Origin of the sequence: Clostridioides sp. ZZV14-6153 (assembly GCF_020657855.1) — a bacterium.
Taxonomy (GTDB): domain Bacteria; phylum Bacillota; class Clostridia; order Peptostreptococcales; family Peptostreptococcaceae; genus Clostridioides.
Window position 1 is genome coordinate 567044 of the sequence record NZ_JAGWCZ010000001.1, and the last position, 18279, is coordinate 585322.

At 29.6% G+C, this 18279-nt stretch carries 15 protein-coding genes, 2 pseudogenes and 2 other annotated features; of the genes and pseudogenes, 16 read left to right on the forward strand and 1 reads right to left on the reverse strand.

Features of this window, described 5'->3' with window-relative positions:
• Nucleotides 1-18 precede the first annotated feature (18 nt).
• The 7 genes from KGF46_RS19970 to KGF46_RS02670 all read left to right on the forward strand — a co-directional run bounded on the left by KGF46_RS19970 (nucleotide 19) and on the right by KGF46_RS02670 (nucleotide 9243).
• Nucleotides 19-150, forward strand: a complete 132-nt coding sequence (locus KGF46_RS19970) for a hypothetical protein (RefSeq protein WP_255640438.1) — start codon at nucleotides 19-21, stop codon at nucleotides 148-150.
• Nucleotides 151-446: 296 nt separating this feature from the next.
• Nucleotides 447-1382, forward strand: a complete 936-nt coding sequence (locus KGF46_RS02645) for a sugar-binding transcriptional regulator (protein ID WP_227827437.1) — start codon at nucleotides 447-449, stop codon at nucleotides 1380-1382.
• A gap of 127 nt (nucleotides 1383-1509) precedes the next feature.
• Nucleotides 1510-3366 carry an ATP-binding protein gene (locus tag KGF46_RS02650; protein ID WP_227840298.1) on the forward strand — a complete coding sequence of 619 codons (1857 nt, stop codon included), beginning with the start codon at nucleotides 1510-1512 and terminating at the stop codon, nucleotides 3364-3366.
• Nucleotides 3367-3447: 81 nt separating this feature from the next.
• Nucleotides 3448-3688 (forward strand) — a binding site (T-box leader).
• Between the two features lie 69 nt (nucleotides 3689-3757).
• Nucleotides 3758-3996, forward strand: a binding site (T-box leader).
• An 84-nt stretch (nucleotides 3997-4080) separates the two neighbouring features.
• Nucleotides 4081-5298 (forward strand): homoserine dehydrogenase, encoded by a 1218-nt coding sequence (locus KGF46_RS02655; RefSeq protein WP_227433002.1) that lies wholly within the window; start codon nucleotides 4081-4083, stop codon nucleotides 5296-5298.
• Between the two features lie 113 nt (nucleotides 5299-5411).
• Complete coding sequence (locus KGF46_RS20215) at nucleotides 5412-6044, forward strand: hypothetical protein (RefSeq protein WP_285894654.1); 633 nt, start codon at nucleotides 5412-5414, stop codon at nucleotides 6042-6044.
• Nucleotides 6045-6268: 224 nt separating this feature from the next.
• A complete protein-coding gene (gene hisD / locus KGF46_RS02665; protein ID WP_227827440.1) occupies nucleotides 6269-7534 on the forward strand; it encodes a histidinol dehydrogenase in 1266 nt (421 codons plus the stop codon).
• Nucleotides 7535-7857: 323 nt separating this feature from the next.
• Complete coding sequence (locus KGF46_RS02670; protein WP_227827441.1) at nucleotides 7858-9243, forward strand: APC family permease; 1386 nt, start codon at nucleotides 7858-7860, stop codon at nucleotides 9241-9243.
• Between the two features lie 89 nt (nucleotides 9244-9332).
• Here KGF46_RS02670 and KGF46_RS02675 read toward each other — a convergent pair.
• Nucleotides 9333-9461: pseudogene (locus KGF46_RS02675) on the reverse strand (helix-turn-helix domain-containing protein); the annotation flags it as partial.
• 377 nt (nucleotides 9462-9838) lie between these two features.
• Here KGF46_RS02675 and KGF46_RS02680 point away from each other — a divergent pair.
• The 9 genes and pseudogenes from KGF46_RS02680 to KGF46_RS02720 form a co-directional block, all read left to right on the forward strand.
• Nucleotides 9839-10198: pseudogene (locus tag KGF46_RS02680) on the forward strand (sugar ABC transporter substrate-binding protein); the annotation flags it as partial.
• Between the two features lie 368 nt (nucleotides 10199-10566).
• Nucleotides 10567-11199 carry a YitT family protein gene (locus tag KGF46_RS02685; RefSeq protein WP_227827442.1) on the forward strand — a complete coding sequence of 211 codons (633 nt, stop codon included), beginning with the start codon at nucleotides 10567-10569 and terminating at the stop codon, nucleotides 11197-11199.
• A 424-nt stretch (nucleotides 11200-11623) separates the two neighbouring features.
• Nucleotides 11624-11701, forward strand: a complete 78-nt coding sequence (gene kdpF, locus KGF46_RS20260) for a K(+)-transporting ATPase subunit F (protein WP_227433307.1) — start codon at nucleotides 11624-11626, stop codon at nucleotides 11699-11701.
• A gap of 45 nt (nucleotides 11702-11746) precedes the next feature.
• Entirely contained in the window at nucleotides 11747-13423 is a 1677-nt protein-coding gene (kdpA, locus tag KGF46_RS02695; RefSeq protein WP_255287884.1) for a potassium-transporting ATPase subunit KdpA, read from the forward strand.
• Between the two features lie 24 nt (nucleotides 13424-13447).
• Nucleotides 13448-15505, forward strand: coding sequence for a potassium-transporting ATPase subunit KdpB (gene kdpB / locus KGF46_RS02700; protein WP_227827443.1), 2058 nt, complete (start codon nucleotides 13448-13450; stop codon nucleotides 15503-15505).
• Between the two features lie 18 nt (nucleotides 15506-15523).
• The gene (locus KGF46_RS02705; RefSeq protein ID WP_227827444.1) at nucleotides 15524-16150 is read left to right on the forward strand and encodes a K(+)-transporting ATPase subunit C; all 627 of its coding nucleotides are present in this window, start codon (nucleotides 15524-15526) and stop codon (nucleotides 16148-16150) included.
• Between the two features lie 236 nt (nucleotides 16151-16386).
• Nucleotides 16387-17295 (forward strand): cysteine synthase A, encoded by a 909-nt coding sequence (gene cysK, locus KGF46_RS02710; RefSeq protein ID WP_227827445.1) that lies wholly within the window; start codon nucleotides 16387-16389, stop codon nucleotides 17293-17295.
• Between the two features lie 26 nt (nucleotides 17296-17321).
• On the forward strand, nucleotides 17322-17912 hold the full coding sequence (gene epsC / locus KGF46_RS02715) for a serine O-acetyltransferase EpsC (RefSeq protein WP_227827446.1): 591 nt from the start codon (nucleotides 17322-17324) through the stop codon (nucleotides 17910-17912).
• Nucleotides 17913-18072: 160 nt separating this feature from the next.
• Entirely contained in the window at nucleotides 18073-18264 is a 192-nt protein-coding gene (locus tag KGF46_RS02720) for a ferredoxin (protein WP_227827447.1), read from the forward strand.
• The last annotated feature ends 15 nt before the right edge of the window (nucleotides 18265-18279 follow it).

An 18279-nucleotide genomic window follows, 5' to 3' on the forward strand; every position in this document is an offset into this window, starting at 1 on the left:
ATAATTGGAGGGGAATTTATGGAATTTGTACATATAGGTGTGATAACAGATAAGCCACAAGAGCATGAAGAGTTTAATGAAGAATTGAAGGTGTATATAACAGACCCCAAATACACAGATTTCAAATATGAATATTTAAGATTTGTTTAGGGAAGCCCACTTCCAGAAATAATGCAAAAAAATCCTCATGTTGCATATAAAGTAAAAAACATGGACAAATATCTAAATGAGAATGAAGTAATTGTAGAACCTTTTAAAGTAGGAGATAACTTAAAATGTGCGTTTATAATTAATGGTGGTTTTATAATTGAATTAATGCAAGAATGTTAATATTTAAGCTAAAAAGTCCAGAATTTTTCTGGGCTTTTTAAATTTTTTATACAACTTGACAAATTTTATCTAATGAGATAATTTTATCTTAAAATCAGCTTTGAAAGGATGAAAATATGACTATTGAAAACGAAATGTTGAAATTAGTAGAAGTATCAAAAATGTATTATGAAGATAATAAAACTCAAGCAGAGATTGCAAAAGTTTTAGGCGTGTCAAGACCATTAATAAGTAAAATGTTAAATAGAGCAAAAGAAATTGGAATAGTAAAGATAGAGATTAGGGAACTATTTTCTAGTAATGATTTGCTGATGAATCAGGTGAAAGAGATATTTAACATTAGGGGTGGACTAATAGTACCAGAAGCTAAAACCGAATATATAACTCAACAAACTATACTAAGTCATGGAATAAAATATATAAAAGAAGAATTACCTAAGGTTAGTAATGTCGGTATAGGATGGGGATATACTATAGGTAATATAATAGAAGAAATACAAAAGAGTGAGGATACTTGTACTTTTAAAGGAGAAGTATATCCATTGGTTGGAATGGCTAACATACCAAACAAAGGATATCACCCTAATGAATTAATATCTGTATTTTCAAATAGTACAGGATTTAGTCCTGTATTTTTATATGCGCCTGCATTTCCAACTAGTAGTGAAGAACGAAATATCTATTTGAAAACTGAAAATTATCAAAGTATGGAGAAAAAATGGGATAATATAGATACAATAATTTTATCTGTTGATAATTATCCTCAGGTTCCAGACCAAGCTACTGCGATTAGATTTGGAAAGAAGCTTACAAAAGAGAAAGCAATAGGTTCCTTTTTATCTTATTATTTTAATAAAGATGGAGAAATAATTAAAAGTGATAGTGATTATGTCATACAAATACCTCTTGAAAAATTAAAAAAGGCAAAAAAAGTAATAGCTATATGTTCAGATTCTAGTATAGATTCAATAACAGGTGCATTGAAGACTGGATACATAACACATATCATTACTGATGAAAAAAAAGCGACACAAATAATTATAAACAAATAATAAATTACATAAAATTAAATTTATTCACAAATATTTGTTATAAAATATGTTATAATTAATAGAAAAATGTCATATAATTACTTAAGAAGTATTATTATAAATAACATTGAGAGGTAGTGGTTAGGATATGGAAATCCATAATAAATATGTGAATTTTATAAAAAATATACCTGTGCCTTTTTTATACTGTAAGATTATAAGAGAACATGAAGATATAGAATATAGAGTGGAATATATAAGTAAAGGTATGAGTCAAGTATTGAAACTAGAAGAGGGAATTTGTGATAAAAATATATTAGATGTATTACCTATATTTAGAGCAAAAAAATATTCCAAAGAGTTGTTCTCAGATAATGTAGATTGTATAAAAAGATATATTCCAGCACTTAAAAATTGGATAAATATAAGAAAACAAATAGTTGGAGATACGTACATAGTTTTGTATTTTAGTAAAATTGTATTCGATTATAGACAGATAATCGATTCATTTGATAAAAAAGAAAAACTAGCTTATGTTAAAGATGAAGAAGGAATATATATAGATTGTAGTGAAAATTTAATATCAATATTAAATAACAAAATTAAAACTACAAAAGATATATTTGGAAAAAATGATATAGAAGTATGGGGAGAACGAACTGGAAAATTATTTAGGGATGACTATTTAGAAGGAATATCTAGTAAAAAAAGATTTTTACAAAAATTATTTGAGTACGAAGAAACATTTTTTATGGTTGAAAAATATTTCTTATATGATGAAAACGAACTTTTAGGAACTATAGGAATAATAGATAATGTAATATACAGTGGATATAATAATAAAAACTATGATTCAAAAAACTTAATGAAAATGATTGAACACTCAATACCAGAGAATATGTTTTATAAAGATGTATATGGAAATTATATTGGGTTTAATTCAGGATTTTTGAATCTAGCCTGTATGAATAAAGAAGAATTACTAGGTAAGAATAGTCATAAAATATCAACAGAAGAATCTCTAATAGACAAGATATGTAAAAGTGATAAGGATGTAGTTGAAAATAAAAAGATTGTTACATTTGAATCAAATATGATTATACATAACGAAAACAAGTGTATTGAGATTACAAAAAGACCGTATTTTGATAGTTATGGTAGTGTCATTGGAATAATTGGTACAGCAAGGGATATAAGTAGAAGAAAAAAATTAGAAGAAGAGATGGATAAAAATAGAATGGAGTTTTTTGCAAATCTATCTCATGAACTTAGAACTCCTATAAATTTAATATCATCTTCATTACAAGTAATAGAAAAGAAAGAGGCAGACTTAATAGAATCAAATGATACTCTAAAAAGAAATCTAGGTATAGTAAAACAAAATGGAAATAGAATATTGAGATTAGTAAATAATGTTCTAGACTTTACAAAAATGCAGTCGGGATACTTAGATTTTAGGCCAAAAGAGTCTGATATAATATCATTTGTGGAAGATATATGTATGTCTGTAGCCGATTTTGCAAGTCAAAATAATATACAACTTACATTTGACACAGAAATAGAGGAATTTTCAATGTTATTTGATTCAGAAAAATTGGAAAGAATAATATTGAATTTACTTTCTAATGGAATTAAGTACAATAAAAAAAATGGGAAAATAAATATATTTTTATATGTGAAAGATAATATGTTTGAAATGAAAATATCTGATAGTGGAATAGGTATACCAAAAGAAAAAATAGATAAAATATTTAATAGGTTTGAACAAATTGACAATGAACTTTCTTATAGAGTTAAGGGCAGTGGAATTGGGCTTTCACTAGTGAAATCTTTAGTTGAATTGCATGATGGCAGTATATCTTTAAAGAGTCAACTTGGTGTTGGAAGTGAATTTATTGTCTCGTTGCCAGTTAGAAGCAAAAATAATAGTGAAAAATGCAATTATAAAAGAGAAATCAGTAGTGAGCTAAGTAAGAAATTAGAAATAGAATTTTCGGATTTATAAATTAAGTATAAAAAATAAAATTTAAAAAAACTATTGACAATTTATTTGTAAGGGTTTAAAATGAATTACAATATAATAAATAAAAAAGCGATGAATAGGAAGAGTAAATCTAATTCGATTATCAGAGAGAAAAGTCCGCTGGCTGAAAGACTTTTTAAATTAGAGAGATTGAAAACTACCTAGGAGCTACTTTCTGAAGTTATCTATATTAATAGATTTTAGTAAGAATAGTCGTTAACTACGTTAAAGTTTAAAGTGGGTTTTCATAAAAAATGAAAACTAAATTAGGTGGAACCGCGGGAATTATACTCTCGTCCTTATGTTATAAGGATGGGAGTTTTTTGTTATTTAAAATATTATTTGAAAGTATAAAAAGGAATTATAAAAAATTATAAAAGCGATGAATAGGAAGAGTAAATCTAATTCGATTATCAGAGAGAAAAGTCCATCGGCTGAAAGACTTTTTAAATTAGAGGGATTGAAAACTACCTAGGAGCTGTTATCTGAAGTTACTCTAAAAAGAGTTTTAGTAAGATTAACCGTTAACTGCGTTAAAGTACAAAGTGGATTTTGTCAATAATTGACAAAAATCAAATTGGGTGGAACCGCGAACATAGACTCGTCCCTTTATATAGGGATGGGTCTATTTTTATTACAATAAAAGATTGAAAATTAAAAAAAAACGGAAAATTATAAATTTAGGAGGAAAATAAAATGCAAAATAAAGTGAAAATTGGAGTACTAGGATATGGAACTGTAGGAAGTGGACTTATAGATATAATAGATAATAATAAAGAGAAAAGAAATATAGAAATAGTTGGAATTTTAGTTAATAATTTAGAAAAACATAAAGAAAAAAAATACTCTAATATAATAACTAATAATATAGATGACATATTTGAGAAAGATATAGATATATTAGTTGAAGTTATGGGTGGTTTAGAACCAACACTATCTTATATCAAAAAAGCATTAAATAATAAAATTCATGTTGTTACAGCAAATAAAGATTTATTAGCTGAATGTGGAGATGAGCTTGCAAAATTAGCTAGTGAAAATAAAGTAAGTATTAAATTTGAAGCTTCGGTTGCTGGAGGTATACCAGTATTAAAGCCTATAATAGAATCATTAGAAGGAAATAATATAGATAGCATAAATGCTATTTTGAATGGAACTACTAACTTTATATTATCTAAAATGTATGATGAAGATTTGTCTTATGATATGGCATTAAAACAAGCTCAAGAATTAGGTTTTGCTGAAGCAAACCCAGAGTCAGATGTCTTAGGATATGATGCTGCTAGAAAACTATCAATATTGTCAACTCTAGCTTATGATAATAGAGTATACTGGAAAGATGTATATTTAGAAGGAATTACAGATATAGATGAAAAAGACATAGAATATGCAAAAAAATTAAATTGTAAGATAAAATTAATTGGTCAAAGCAAATATGAAAATGACAAAGTAAGTGCATTTGTTAGACCTGTTCTAGTGGAAAAAGATAACATACTTGCTAGAATAGACAATGAGTTTAATGCTGTCATAGTAAATGGAGATTCAGTAGGAGAAGTTTCTTTTGTAGGTAAGGGAGCTGGAAGTCTAGCAACAGGAAGTGCAGTTTACTCAGATGTTATTGATATAATAGATAATAGAGTTTCTAGTATAGACTCTTTTACTAAAGATAGAATACAAGTAAATAAAATAGTTAGAGAAAAGTGTGGAGCACTTCTTAGATTTAAAAAATGTAATAAAGATGAAATATTGAATATAGTTGGGAATTGCTTAGTAAATTATGATATTTTAAATGATGATGATGAGCTTGCTATTATGGTTTATGCTGACTCTGAGTATGAAATAAATAACAGTTTATGTCTAATAAAAGATAAAGGATATTGTGAAAAAATGAATAAAATGTTGAAAATAAGCTAAAAAGAAAATAATATAGGTTTCTATGTAACATATTTTGAAAATTTTAATACTATATACTATGAGATGAAACAAAACATCTCATAAAAAATTAAAATTAAAAGGAGATATGCTATATGGGAAATAATAGATGTTCAGGAGATTGGTATAGAAGAAGTTATTCTACATCAAGATGGTTCCAAGATGAGAATAATTCATGTGATAGGGATAGAGATAGAAATAGAGACTGTGACAGAGATAGAGATAGAGATTGTGACAGAGATAGAGATAGAGATTGTGACAGAGATAGAGACAGAGATTGTGACAGAGATAGAGACAGAGATTGTGACAGAGATAGAGACAGAGATAGAGACAGAGATTGTGATAGAGATAGAAATAGAGACTGTGACAGAGACAGAAACAGAAATTGTGATAGATTTAGAAGAGAAGCTGAAAAAAGAGAAAGAGAAGCAAGAGAAGCATTCTGTGAAGCTGAAGAAAGAGGAAGAGAAGCAAGAAAATTTGAAAATGAAGCTAGAAAAATGTGGGAAAAAGCAGAAAAATCTTGGAATGAACACTCAGCTTATAATTATCAAGGTATAGAATCTCTAGAAGAGTCTAGAAGATTCTTTGACGAAGGTATGGAATGTGAAGCTAGAAGAAATGGAAACAACAATAATAACCATAATTGTGATAGATGTAAATGTCATAAGTGTAATTGTGACAGATGCAAATGTGATAGATGTAATTGCAATTGCTGTAGAAGATAAAAAATTTCATTGACAAATTAATAGTTAAAATATATCATATTATGTATAATAAAGAGAAAATTCAGAAAGATTAACGGGAATATAAGTATAGTTATTAGACAAATAGTGCTCAGTCAGTGAGGTGAGTACAATATGATTAAACTCCTATCCTCTAGTTATTGATAGAGGGTGGGAGTTTTTATTTATTGCTAGAATGATAACATTATAAAACTAGGAGGAAAAAGATGAAGAGTATAAAAAAATCAAATATAAAAGAAAAGGTAGATGAAAAAATACTAAGAGAACAAGTAAGTTCTATAATAGAAGATATAAGAAATAATAAAGAGACTGCTTTGAAAAAATATAATGAAATGTTTGATAAAAATACAAGAGATGAATTCAGAATTACTGAAGAAGAAATAAAAGAAGCCTATAAACATGTAGATGATGAATTTATAAACAATTTGAAAATTGCTACTAAAAATATAAGAGAATTTGCAAAAGCCCAAAAGGCTAGTTTCGAAAATTCTTTTGAAAAAGAAATCTATCCAGGCGTTATTTTAGGTCAAACTAATATTCCTATAGAATCATGCCTTGCATATGTTCCAGGTGGCCAATATCCTTTATTTTCAACAGCTCTTATGCTTATAATACCTGCAAAAATTGCAGGAGTAAAAAGAATAGTGGCTTGTTCACCAACGATGAAAAACACTAAAAATATAAATCCTAAAACATTAGTAGCTATGGATATAGCAGGAGCTGATGAAATATATGCAACTGGAGGAGTTCAAGCTATAGCAGCATTTACATATGGTACAGAAAAGATTAAACCTGTTGATATAATCGTAGGGCCAGGAAATAAGTTTGTAACAGAAGCAAAAAGACAATGTTATGGGCAAGTTGGAATTGATTTTGTAGCTGGTCCAAGTGAAGTTCTTATAATAGCTGATGAAACTTCAAATCCAGTTTATATTGCGGCTGACTTGTTGGCACAATGTGAGCATGATTTAAATGCAAGGGGTATATTATTAACTGATAGTTTAGAAATAGCACAAGAGGTTGAAAAAAATATAAAAATCATGTTAGAAGATTTACCAACAAAAGATATTGCATATAATTCATGGAAAAATAATGGTGAAATAATACTGGTTGATGATATAGATGAAGCAGTAAAAATAAGTAATTTTTATGCACCTGAACACTTAGAAATAGCAGTAAATAAATACGAAGAAATTTGTGATAAATTAACTAACTATGGCTCACTATTTATTGGTAACTTGTCTGCTGAGGTATTTGGTGATTATGTTTCAGGTACAAATCATACATTACCAACACTTAAAGCATCAAGATATACTGGTGGTGTTTGGGTTGGTACTTTTATAAAAACTTGTACAAAGCAGATACTGAATGAAAAGGCTATAAAAGTATTAGCACCTGTTGCAGAAAAACTAGCAAAAGAAGAAGGGCTATATGCACATGCAAAGGCAGCTGAAGTTAGATTTAAGAAGTAGATAGAGAAAGTGGTTAATGAATGTAAAAACAGATATTGAGATAAAAATAGTATTTTAGGAATAATTATTTATGTATAGTTTAGATTTTAAAAGAAATAAATTTAGAAATAATCTACTTTAAATTTATTTCTTTTTCATAGAAACAACTTCAAAATGTTTTACGAATTGTTATTTTATGTTAAACTAATATTAATGAAAATTTTGAAAGTATTTATACTAAATTTTTATGTCATTTTTTAATGATATCAATTGATATTGGAGGGATAGATATTGAGAAAAATTAATATTAGATTTATAGACTAATTTGTAAAGGGGGAAAACCTATGGAAAGCAATAGTAAATTTGATAAGGTTTTAAATAAAAGAGATGTCTTTGTATTAGCGTTTGGAGCAATGATTGGGTGGGGATGGGTTGTCTTATCTGGTGAGTGGATTCAAAGAGCTGGTACATTAGGAGCAATTATAGCTTTTGGTATTGGAGGAGTAATGGTATTATTTGTTGGACAAGTTTATGCTGAATTAACATCTTCTATGCCAAAGTGTGGAGGAGAACAAGTGTTTAGCTATAGAGCACTAGGAAGAAATGCATCATTTGTATGTACATGGGCTATTATTTTGGGTTATGTTTCTGTTATAGCTTTTGAAGCAGTCGCATTGCCTACTGTGTTGCAATATATATTTCCTGGATATATTAAAGGATTTTTGTATGAAGTAGCAGGATTTGATGTATATTTTACTTGGGTAATAGTTGGTGTTTTAAGTTCGATAGTAATATCTGTTGTAAACTATTTTGGAGTAAAAACAGCAGCATTTTTGCAGGGTATACTTACTGTTATGATTACATTAATCGGATTAGCACTTATGTTTGGTTCATTTACTCATGGAGACTTAGGTAATGCTCAACCACTATTTAAAGATGGTATAACTGGAATACTTACAGTTGCTGTTATGACACCTTTTATGTATGTAGGATTTGATGTTATACCACAAGCAGCAGAAGAGATGAATGTCCCTTTCAAAAAAATAGGTAATATACTTATTCTATCTGTGATTATGGCTGTTTTGTGGTATGCAATGATAATTTTTGGAGTATCACTTGCAATGCCAGATTCACAAATGCAGACATCTCAACTTGTAACTGCTGATGCTATGGGAAATGTATACGGAGGAAGCCAAATTGCATCTAAAATATTGATTCTTGGTGGAATAGCAGGCATACTTACTAGTTGGAATTCATTTTATGTTGGTGGTAGCAGAGCCATATATTCCATGGCTAATTGTGGTATGCTACCAAAATTTTTAGCTAAATTACATCCAAAATATAAAACTCCATCTAATGCAATTATTTTAATAGGAGTAATTACATCAATAGTTCCTTTATTAGGTGAAAATATGTTGATTTGGCTTTCAGATGCTGGGGGAGCTTCAATCGTAGTTTCATACTCGATGGTTTCAATATCATTTCTTGTTTTAAGACATAAAGAACCAAATATGATAAGACCATATAAAGTTAAACGATATAAATTTGTAGGTGCCGTATCATTATGTATGTGTGTTTTTTTAGGATTAATGTATTTACCAGGAGCTCCAGCATCTCTATTATGGCCTTATGAGTGGGCAATTTTAATAGCATGGTCAGTTCTTGGTGTAGTATTTTTTTTCTGGGCTAAAAATAGTGATACAGAAAAGAAAGCACCAGACTATGATTAAATATTTTAGTTACATATTCACAATTCAAAAATACAATATATATTAGTTATTTAAATAGAAAAGTCATTTCACAATAATTTTAGATTATTTTAAAGTGTAGTATGTCTTCGTTTCATTACTGTATGCTCAGTTTTGTCATTTCTGTTTTCAATTTTATTGAGGTTCTGTCTGGAAATATCTAGAACATTTGCAAGCTGTGACTGTGAAATACCACAGAAGGTACGCTTTTTTTTAGCAGTTTATAAATTCAATATCATTTATCAAAGAAAGGGCGTCTCAGATTAGCTTGCTAAGCAAAAGCTATCTGAAGAATGCCCTTTCTTTGCAAATTTTCTTTGAAGTGATAACTAAGACTAGTATTCAGAACTGATTGACTATGTTTTTATAAAGGACAAGGAGAGCGTGAAATTCAATGGGTATGTGACGTTTATTGACATTGCATATAGGTATGTTTATAGTATAAATATAAAAGGAGTGTTGTTATGGAAACAAGAAGTGAAGATAGTAAGAGAAAGTTATTTATGTAAATTAAGGTGGTGGTTTATTTGTTCTTACTCATACAATTTCATAGGATTTTCATTTAGTTTATAACCAAACTTCAAATTGGGAGAAAGAGCAGGCCTTAAAGGTAACAGAAGATTTAATTCAAAAGAAAACTGATTTTAATGTTATAATATGTCAAGATGATAACTCTGCTACAGGAGCAGGGCAAGCTTTAAAAGATGCTGGTCTTAAAGTTAAAGTTATAGGCTTGGGTGGAAGTAAAGATGGATTAAAAGCTGTAACTGATGGGTTAATAGATGGTACAACTTATATGTCTGCTGTTGAAGAAGGTGCATTAGTCATAGAAAAGGCATCTAATTTCCTTAAAGGCGAAAAAGTTGAGCCTGTTACACAAATTAAACAAGTTGAGGTCAACAAGGATAATATCTCAGACTTTAAGGGTGAATGGTAAAAGATTACATATGTCAAAATTTATAGAGTTACTTTATATAGTTTCTAAAGTAACTCTTTATTTGAATACAACTTAGTGATAAGTTATTGGATAGTATTTCTAAACAAATAAAAAATTAATGTAAACAAAGACTTATTTATACTAAATTATAAGTCAAATTAATATAAACTTATGTAAAATGAGAAAACATTTAAGGCATTGAAAATACTAAGGTTCAAAAGAATTATTAAAAAAACATGAAAAAACATAAAAAAACTATTGAAAAAAATAAAAAAATTTTGTATAATTAAAGTTTTAAAAAGTGCGGTATACAAAGCCAATCCTTTTGTATATAATATATATAAATTAAGAAAAAGGAAGGGATATATATGGCCAGGCGGTTATTTTTAGAAAGGATTGGACTTATATTATTAGGTTCAGCAATATTAGCATTTGGAGTTTATAATTTTTACTATCTAAACAACATAACAGAAGGTGGAGTGTTAGGTATTTTACTACTGTTAAAAAATTTATTCAACATACAACCAGCAATAGCAAATATTGTAATTGATGGTTTACTACTTTTAGTAGGATATAAATTTTTCGGTAAAAAATTCCTGATATATTCAATAGTAGCTTCTATAAGTTTTTCAGTATTATATGATTTATTTGAGGCTATAGGACCTCTTGTACCACAATCACAAAATATGCTTTTATCAACTATTTTGGCAGGTGTAACTGTAGGAGTAGGAGTAGGGATAATAGTAAAAGCAGGTTGTGCATCAGGAGGAGACGATGCTTTAGCATTAGTAATTTCTAAGACTACATCTTTGAACATAGGGCAAGTTTATCTAGCAACGGATGTTATTGTATTGTTGTTATCACTATTTTATCTATCAGCGTTTGATATTTTTTATTCTTTGATTGCTGTTACGATTAGTGGTAAAGTAATTGATTTTATTTACTATCATGGTAAAAATTTAGATATGGATATGAGTAATGACATAGTTCCAGAATGTTAATATAAATTAAATAACAATATTTTTGAAAGGTGGCAAACTTGCCACCTTTTTTTATGTCTAAATTAAGTATAGAAGAGATAATTTTATTTTAATTTTTATGATTTTAAACTACTACATTACATTAAAATTTCTGGGAATACGATTTTTAGAATTTCATTTAAAAACCTCAAATTTATATTTATGCAATACTAATCAATAATAGATGTATCTTAACCCTATCTTTATACCTAAAATGATAAGATAAATGAAGTAGCAATATGAAACCAAAACTTATCAAATAAACTAAAGTAAATGGAGGAGTCGAAATGTTAGATATAGTGATGATAGCATCATTGGCCATAGGATTTATTTCCATGAGGTTGCTTGCTGGCTGGTGTGGGAAACAAACTGAAAAAAAATAATGTAATATATGGAGGGATTACCTATGTGGTTTCTGGCAGTTGTAATTGTAATGTTGATAGTATATTTGGTGTATGCGCTTATTAATCCTGAAAAATTCTAAATAATATAGAGATAATAAGCAAGTTGAATTGGGGGGAAAATTTTTATGGTACAGATAGTAATAGTATTGGCGATATTTATGATTTTAGTAATACCTATGGGTAAATATTTATATCATATATCCACTAATCAAAAAACATTTGGAGATAAAGTGTTTGATAAAATAGATAATTGTATATATAAGGTATGTAGCATAGATAAGAACAAAGAAATGAATTGGAAGCAATATGCTTTAGCTTTATTAGTTACAAATGCAGTCATGGTGTTTATAGGATATGTAATACTTAGAACTCAGAGCATGCATATTTTTAATCCTAATGGAATTAAAGGTATGGAACAAAGTTTATCATTTAATACAATAATAAGTTTTATGACAAACACGAATCTTCAACATTACTCAGGTGAATCAGGACTTTCATATCTTAGTCAAATGACAGTGATAATATACATGATGTTTACATCAGCGGCGACAGGATATGCAGCTGCCATGGCATTTGTAAGAGGGTTAGTAGGTAAAAAGAAAACATTAGGCAACTTTTATGTAGATTTAATTAGAATAACAACAAGAGTACTTTTACCAGGAGCTTTAATTATTGGTATTATATTAGTTACACAAGGAGTACCACAGACTTTTGCTGGTACAGAAACAGTAACTACTATAGAAGGAAAACTTCAAGATATAGCTAAAGGTCCTGTAGCAGCACTTGAATCAATCAAACACTTAGGAACAAATGGTGGAGGATTTTTTGGTTCAAATTCATCACATCCATTTGAAAATCCAACAATAGTATCAAATATAGTAGAGATGTTATCTATGATGATATTACCAGGAGCTTGTGTTGTTGCATTTGGACATATGATAAAGAACAAAAAACAAGGTTGGGTTGTATTTGGTGCAATGTCAATCATATTTTTAATAGGTTTAATGGTTTGCTTTAGAGCAGAAAGTGCAGGAAATCCTATCTTATCACAATTAGGACTTAATCAAAGCATGGGAAGTATGGAAGGTAAAGAAGTTAGATTTGGCATAGCTCAATCAGCATTGTTTACGACAGTGACGACTTCATTTACAACTGGTACAGTTAACAATATGCATGATACTTTAACTCCTTTGGGAGGATTAGTACCACTTTTAAATATGATGCTTAATGTTGTTTTTGGTGGTAAAGGTGTAGGCCTTATGAATATGCTAATGTACGCTATAATAGCAGTATTTTTATGTGGATTGATGGTAGGAAGAACTCCAGAATTCTTAACTAAGAAAATTGAAGGAAAAGAAATGAAGCTTATAGCTTTACTTATTATATTACATCCACTTTTGATACTTATGTTCTCTGGACTTTCAGTAGCGATACCAGCAGGTCTTGAGGGAATTTCAAATCCTGGATTCCATGGATTATCACAGGTTTTATATGAGTTTGCATCTTCAGCAGCTAATAATGGCTCAGGGTTTGAAGGTTTAGGAGATAATACGATGTTCTGGAATATAACAACAGGTATAGTTATGTTTTTTGGAAGATATGTATCTATTATAATATTACTTGCAATATCAAGTTTATTAGCATCTAAGAACTCTGTAAATGAAAGCATAGGAACACTTAGAACAGATAATTTCACATTTACAATAATTTTAGTATTGGTTGTTTTAATTGTTGGTGCTTTAACATTTTTCCCAGCCTTAGCGCTTGGACCTATTTCAGAGCATCTAGTATTATGGCACTAAAAAATTGGGAGGGAGTAAAATTTTATGGAAACTAAAAAAACAAAGTTTATTACAAAAGATATTTTCAAAACTTCCATTATAGAAGCTTTTAAAAAATTAAATCCTAAATATATGATGAAAAATCCAGTTATGTTTGTTGTAGAGATTGGATTTATAGTAACATTGATACTTACAATAGTACCTAGTCTATTTGGTGATGGAGGCAATAACTTAAGAGTTTATAATGGGATTGTAACAATAATACTATTTATAACTGTTCTTTTTGCAAATTTTGCTGAAGCTGTAGCTGAAGGTAGAGGGAAAGCACAAGCAGATACATTAAAGAAAACTAGAAAAGATACAGTGGCAAGAGTTTTAGATAAATTAGGAAATGAAAAAATGATAAGTGCAAGCGAGCTAAAACTGGGAGATATTGTTTTAGTCAATGCAGGAGAAGTTATTCCAAATGATGGAGAAGTAATAGAAGGGATAGCCTCTGTGGATGAGTCAGCAATAACTGGAGAATCTGCACCTGTTATGAGAGAATCTGGAGGAGATTTTGCTTCTGTTACAGGAGGAACTACAGTTGTAAGTGATTGGCTAAAAATAAAAATCACAACAAAGCCAGGAGAATCCTTCTTAGATAAAATGATAGCTCTTGTAGAAGGAGCTTCAAGACAAAAAACACCAAATGAAATTGCTTTAAATACTTTATTGGTGGGGTTAACACTTATATTTATGGTTGTTTTAATATCTCTTTATCCAATGGCGAATTATGCAGGTGTTAAGATTCCAATTTCTACTATGATAGCACTTTTAGTATGCTTAATACCAACTACTATAGGTGGATTATTATCAGCTATTGGAATTGCAGGTATGGATAGAGTAACTAGATTCAATGTCATTGCAATGTCAGGAAAAGCAGTAGAAGCTTGTGGTGATGTTGATACTATGATTTTGGATAAGACAGGGACTATTACTTATGGAAATAGACTTGCATCAGAATTTATAGCAGTTGGAAATGCTGATTCAAAAGATTTAATAAACTATGCTGTTATCTGTTCATTAAAAGATGATACACCAGAAGGAAAATCTATAGTTGATTTAGGGATAAAACTAGGTTCAACAGGAAAAACAAAAGAGGCTGAAGAAGCTGAGTTTGTAGAATTCTCTGCACAAACTAGAATGAGTGGTATAAATTTATCTGATGGAACAGCTATTAGAAAAGGGGCTTATGACAGTATAATAAATCGAGTAAAATCCTCTGGTGGATTAGTACCAGACGATTTAGAAGAAAGTGTAAATAGAGTAGCAAAATTAGGAGGGACACCTCTAGTAGTGTGTGTCAATAATGAGATATACGGTATTATCTACTTAAAGGACACCGTAAAATCAGGGCTTGTAGAAAGATTTGCTAGACTTCGTGAGATAGGAATAAAGACGATAATGTGTACAGGAGATAATCCTTTAACAGCAGCTACAATTGCAAGAGAAGCTGGTGTGGATGGATTTATTGCAGAATGTAAACCAGAAGATAAGATAGAGGCAATAAAAAAAGAACAATCTGAAGGAAAAATAGTTGCTATGACAGGGGATGGAACAAATGATGCTCCTGCACTTGCTCAAGCGGATGTGGGTCTTGCTATGAATAGTGGTACAACATCTGCAAAGGAAGCAGCAAACATGGTAGATTTAGATTCAGACCCAACTAAAATATTAGAAGTGGTTGAAATAGGAAAACAGCTTTTAATAACACGTGGTGCTTTAACAACATTCAGTATAGCAAATGATGTTGCAAAATACTTTGCAATTATACCAGCTATATTCACCCTTGCAATACCTCAAATGGAGATATTAAATATAATGAAACTTTCTACATCATTTAGTGCAATATTATCAGCTTTAATATTTAATGCTATAATCATCCCATGTTTAATACCTCTTGCTATGAAAGGGGTAAAATATAGACCTATGAAATCACAAGCTATGCTAATGAGAAATATGCTGATTTTTGGTCTTGGTGGGGTTATAGTACCATTTTTAGGAATAAAAGTAATTGATTTATTAATTACACCTTTAGTAATGGTTCTTAATTTAGGTTAATAAATGGAGGATATAAAAATGAAAACATTAAAACCAGCATTGCTTGTAAGTATTGTATTGTTATTTGTTTGCGGACTTGTATATCCACTTGTTTTAACAGGGGTAAGTCAAGTTGCATTTAAAGATAAAGCTAATGGAAGTATGATAGAAGTAAATGGTGTAAAGGTTGGTTCAGAGCTTATTGGTCAAAGTTTTACAGATGCAAGATTTTTTAAGGGAAGAGTTTCATCAGTAAACTATAATACTTATACAAAAGAAGATTTAATACCAGATAAGGATGGAAATACAGTTTATGGCGGTGTTTCATCAGGTTCTTTTAATTATGGAGCAACTAATCCAGAGCTTCATGATAGAGTTCAAAAAGATATTGAAAAGTTTTTGAAAGATAATCCAGGTGTAAAAAAAGAAGATATACCAACAGATTTACTTACAGCATCAGGTTCAGGACTTGACCCTAATATAAGCCCTGCTTCTGCAAAGGTTCAGATACCTGCTATAGCAAAAGTATCAGGAATATCAGAGAGTAAATTACAAAAAATTGTAGATGATAATACTTCAAAAAAACTTTTCGGAGTTTTAGGTGAAGATAGAGTTAATGTGTTAAAGGTTAATGTAGAGGTTGCAAAAATATTAGGTCTTATATAGTATTTTGTAGAGTTTTTGTAGTGGAGTATTGTGTATGACTTAGCATAAAGCTTGAAGTTTGAAGAGTGAAAATCGATAATGATTTTCACTTTTTTGTTTGAATATTACTAATATTAGGAATAAAACAATTGTAGGGATAAAATCCAAAAAAAGGTTGCATTATCAAAATGATAATACTATAATATATTTATCGTTATCAATTTGATAATAGATTTGGACATATAGGAGGAAGTAGTATGTTATATAATAACGCATTAGAGTTGATAGGAAACACACCTGTAGTAAGATTGAATAATTTAGGATGTACTAACGGGTGTTCTAACATATATGTAAAATTAGAAAAAGTAAATCCAGCTGGAAGTATAAAAGATAGAGCAGTTTATGAAATGCTAGAAGGATTAGAAAAAAGAGGAGAATTAAAAAAGGGAGATGTACTAGTAGAAGCAACTAGTGGAAACACTGGCATTGCATTATCCATGATAGGAAGATTAAAAGGATATGAAGTAGTAATAGTAATGCCAGAGACTATGAGTATCGAGAGACGAGATTTAATGAAGGCTTATGGAGCAAATTTAGTACTTACAGATGGAAAAGCTGGAATGGCAGGTTCTATAGAAAAAGCAAACGAATTATTGAGAGAAAATCCAAATTATAAAAGTTTGAAACAATTTGAAAATAAAGACAATCCAAATGCACATTATAAAACAACAGCAGTTGAGATTATGAATGATGTTAAAGATTTAGATATATTTGTATGTGGAGTTGGAACAGGTGGTACTTTAATAGGGACTGCAAGATATTTAAAAGAGCAAAATCCAAACATAAAAGTAGTTGCACTTGAGCCAAAAAAATCTCCAGCTATATCAGAAAATAAAACTGGACCTCATAAAATACAAGGAATAGGAGCTAACTTTGTTCCTGAAAATTATGATTCTAGTGTAGTTGATGAAGTAATATTAGTGGATGATGAAGATGCTTTTGATACAGTTAAATTACTTGCATCAAAAGAAGGGATTTTGGTAGGTATATCTTCTGGAGCAAATATATTTGGTGCTATGGAAATGGCGAAAAAATATCCAAATAAAAAAATAGTAACAGTAGCTCCAGATGGAGTAGATAAATATATGTCCATGGGAATATTTTAATAATTTTATTTGAGGGAGTGAATACTTTGTTTAAAAAAATAAATAAAGATATTGAATATATAATGAAAAATGATCCAGCAGCTAGATCTAAGATAGAAGTTTTTTTACTATATCCATCAGTGCATGCAATGATAATGCATAGAATAGCTCATTTTCTTTATAAGAAGAAGATGCTTTTTACAGCTAGATTAATATCCCAGATATCCAGATTTATGACTGGTATAGAAATACATCCTGGGGCTAAAATGGGAGAAGGTATTTTGATAGACCATGGAATGGGTGTTGTAATTGGTGAAACAGCTGAAGTGGGAAATAGAGTAACAATATATCAAGGAGCTACTTTGGGTGCTACAGGAAAGGATACTGGAAAGAGACATCCAACTGTTGGCGATGATGTATTAATTGGAGCTGGAACAAAAATACTAGGACCTTTAAATATCGGTTCTAATTCAAAAATTGGTGCAAATTCAGTTGTTGTTAAAGATGTACCTAATGGAGCCACAGTTGTTGGTATACCAGCAAAAATAGTGAAAATAAGAAATCTAGAACCTGTAAAAAAGAATAAAAGAGAAGTATCCTACGAATACGAAGAGCTAGACAATGTATATTATATATAGTCATAATACAACTATAAAATAAATTTTATAAAATTTATTTTGAAAAGGTATTATTTTCAAATTTGAGGACATAATAAAAAAGAACTGAAGGTCAAAGTTTTAGTTCGCCAATCTTTGGTAAACAAAATTTTAAATTTGTAACGTTTAGGAGGATTTTATTATGAAAGCAAATGTTAATCAAGATACTTGTATAGGTTGTGGATTATGTCCATCAATATGTCCAGAAGTATTTGATATGAAGGATGATGGAAAATCACATGTTATAGTTGATGAAATACCAAGTGATGCTGAAGAATCAGCAGCAGAAGCTAGAGAAAGCTGTCCAGTTGATGCAATAGATGTGCATGAATAAAATAAAAGCCTATAA

What these genes read in the sequence shown, in the direction of transcription:
- KGF46_RS19970 (WP_255640438.1), top strand. Translation starts at nt 19, where the DNA reads ATGGAATTTGTACATATAGGTGTGATAACAGATAAGCCACAAGAGCAT.
- KGF46_RS02645 (WP_227827437.1), top strand. Translation starts at nt 447, where the DNA reads ATGACTATTGAAAACGAAATGTTGAAATTAGTAGAAGTATCAAAAATG.
- KGF46_RS02650 (WP_227840298.1), top strand. Translation starts at nt 1,510, where the DNA reads ATGGAAATCCATAATAAATATGTGAATTTTATAAAAAATATACCTGTG.
- KGF46_RS02655 (WP_227433002.1), top strand. Translation starts at nt 4,081, where the DNA reads ATGCAAAATAAAGTGAAAATTGGAGTACTAGGATATGGAACTGTAGGA.
- KGF46_RS20215 (WP_285894654.1), top strand. Translation starts at nt 5,412, where the DNA reads ATGGGAAATAATAGATGTTCAGGAGATTGGTATAGAAGAAGTTATTCT.
- hisD (WP_227827440.1), top strand. Translation starts at nt 6,269, where the DNA reads ATGAAGAGTATAAAAAAATCAAATATAAAAGAAAAGGTAGATGAAAAA.
- KGF46_RS02670 (WP_227827441.1), top strand. Translation starts at nt 7,858, where the DNA reads ATGGAAAGCAATAGTAAATTTGATAAGGTTTTAAATAAAAGAGATGTC.
- KGF46_RS02685 (WP_227827442.1), top strand. Translation starts at nt 10,567, where the DNA reads ATGGCCAGGCGGTTATTTTTAGAAAGGATTGGACTTATATTATTAGGT.
- kdpF (WP_227433307.1), top strand. Translation starts at nt 11,624, where the DNA reads ATGTGGTTTCTGGCAGTTGTAATTGTAATGTTGATAGTATATTTGGTG.
- kdpA (WP_255287884.1), top strand. Translation starts at nt 11,747, where the DNA reads ATGGTACAGATAGTAATAGTATTGGCGATATTTATGATTTTAGTAATA.
- kdpB (WP_227827443.1), top strand. Translation starts at nt 13,448, where the DNA reads ATGGAAACTAAAAAAACAAAGTTTATTACAAAAGATATTTTCAAAACT.
- KGF46_RS02705 (WP_227827444.1), top strand. Translation starts at nt 15,524, where the DNA reads ATGAAAACATTAAAACCAGCATTGCTTGTAAGTATTGTATTGTTATTT.
- cysK (WP_227827445.1), top strand. Translation starts at nt 16,387, where the DNA reads ATGTTATATAATAACGCATTAGAGTTGATAGGAAACACACCTGTAGTA.
- KGF46_RS02720 (WP_227827447.1), top strand. Translation starts at nt 18,073, where the DNA reads ATGAAAGCAAATGTTAATCAAGATACTTGTATAGGTTGTGGATTATGT.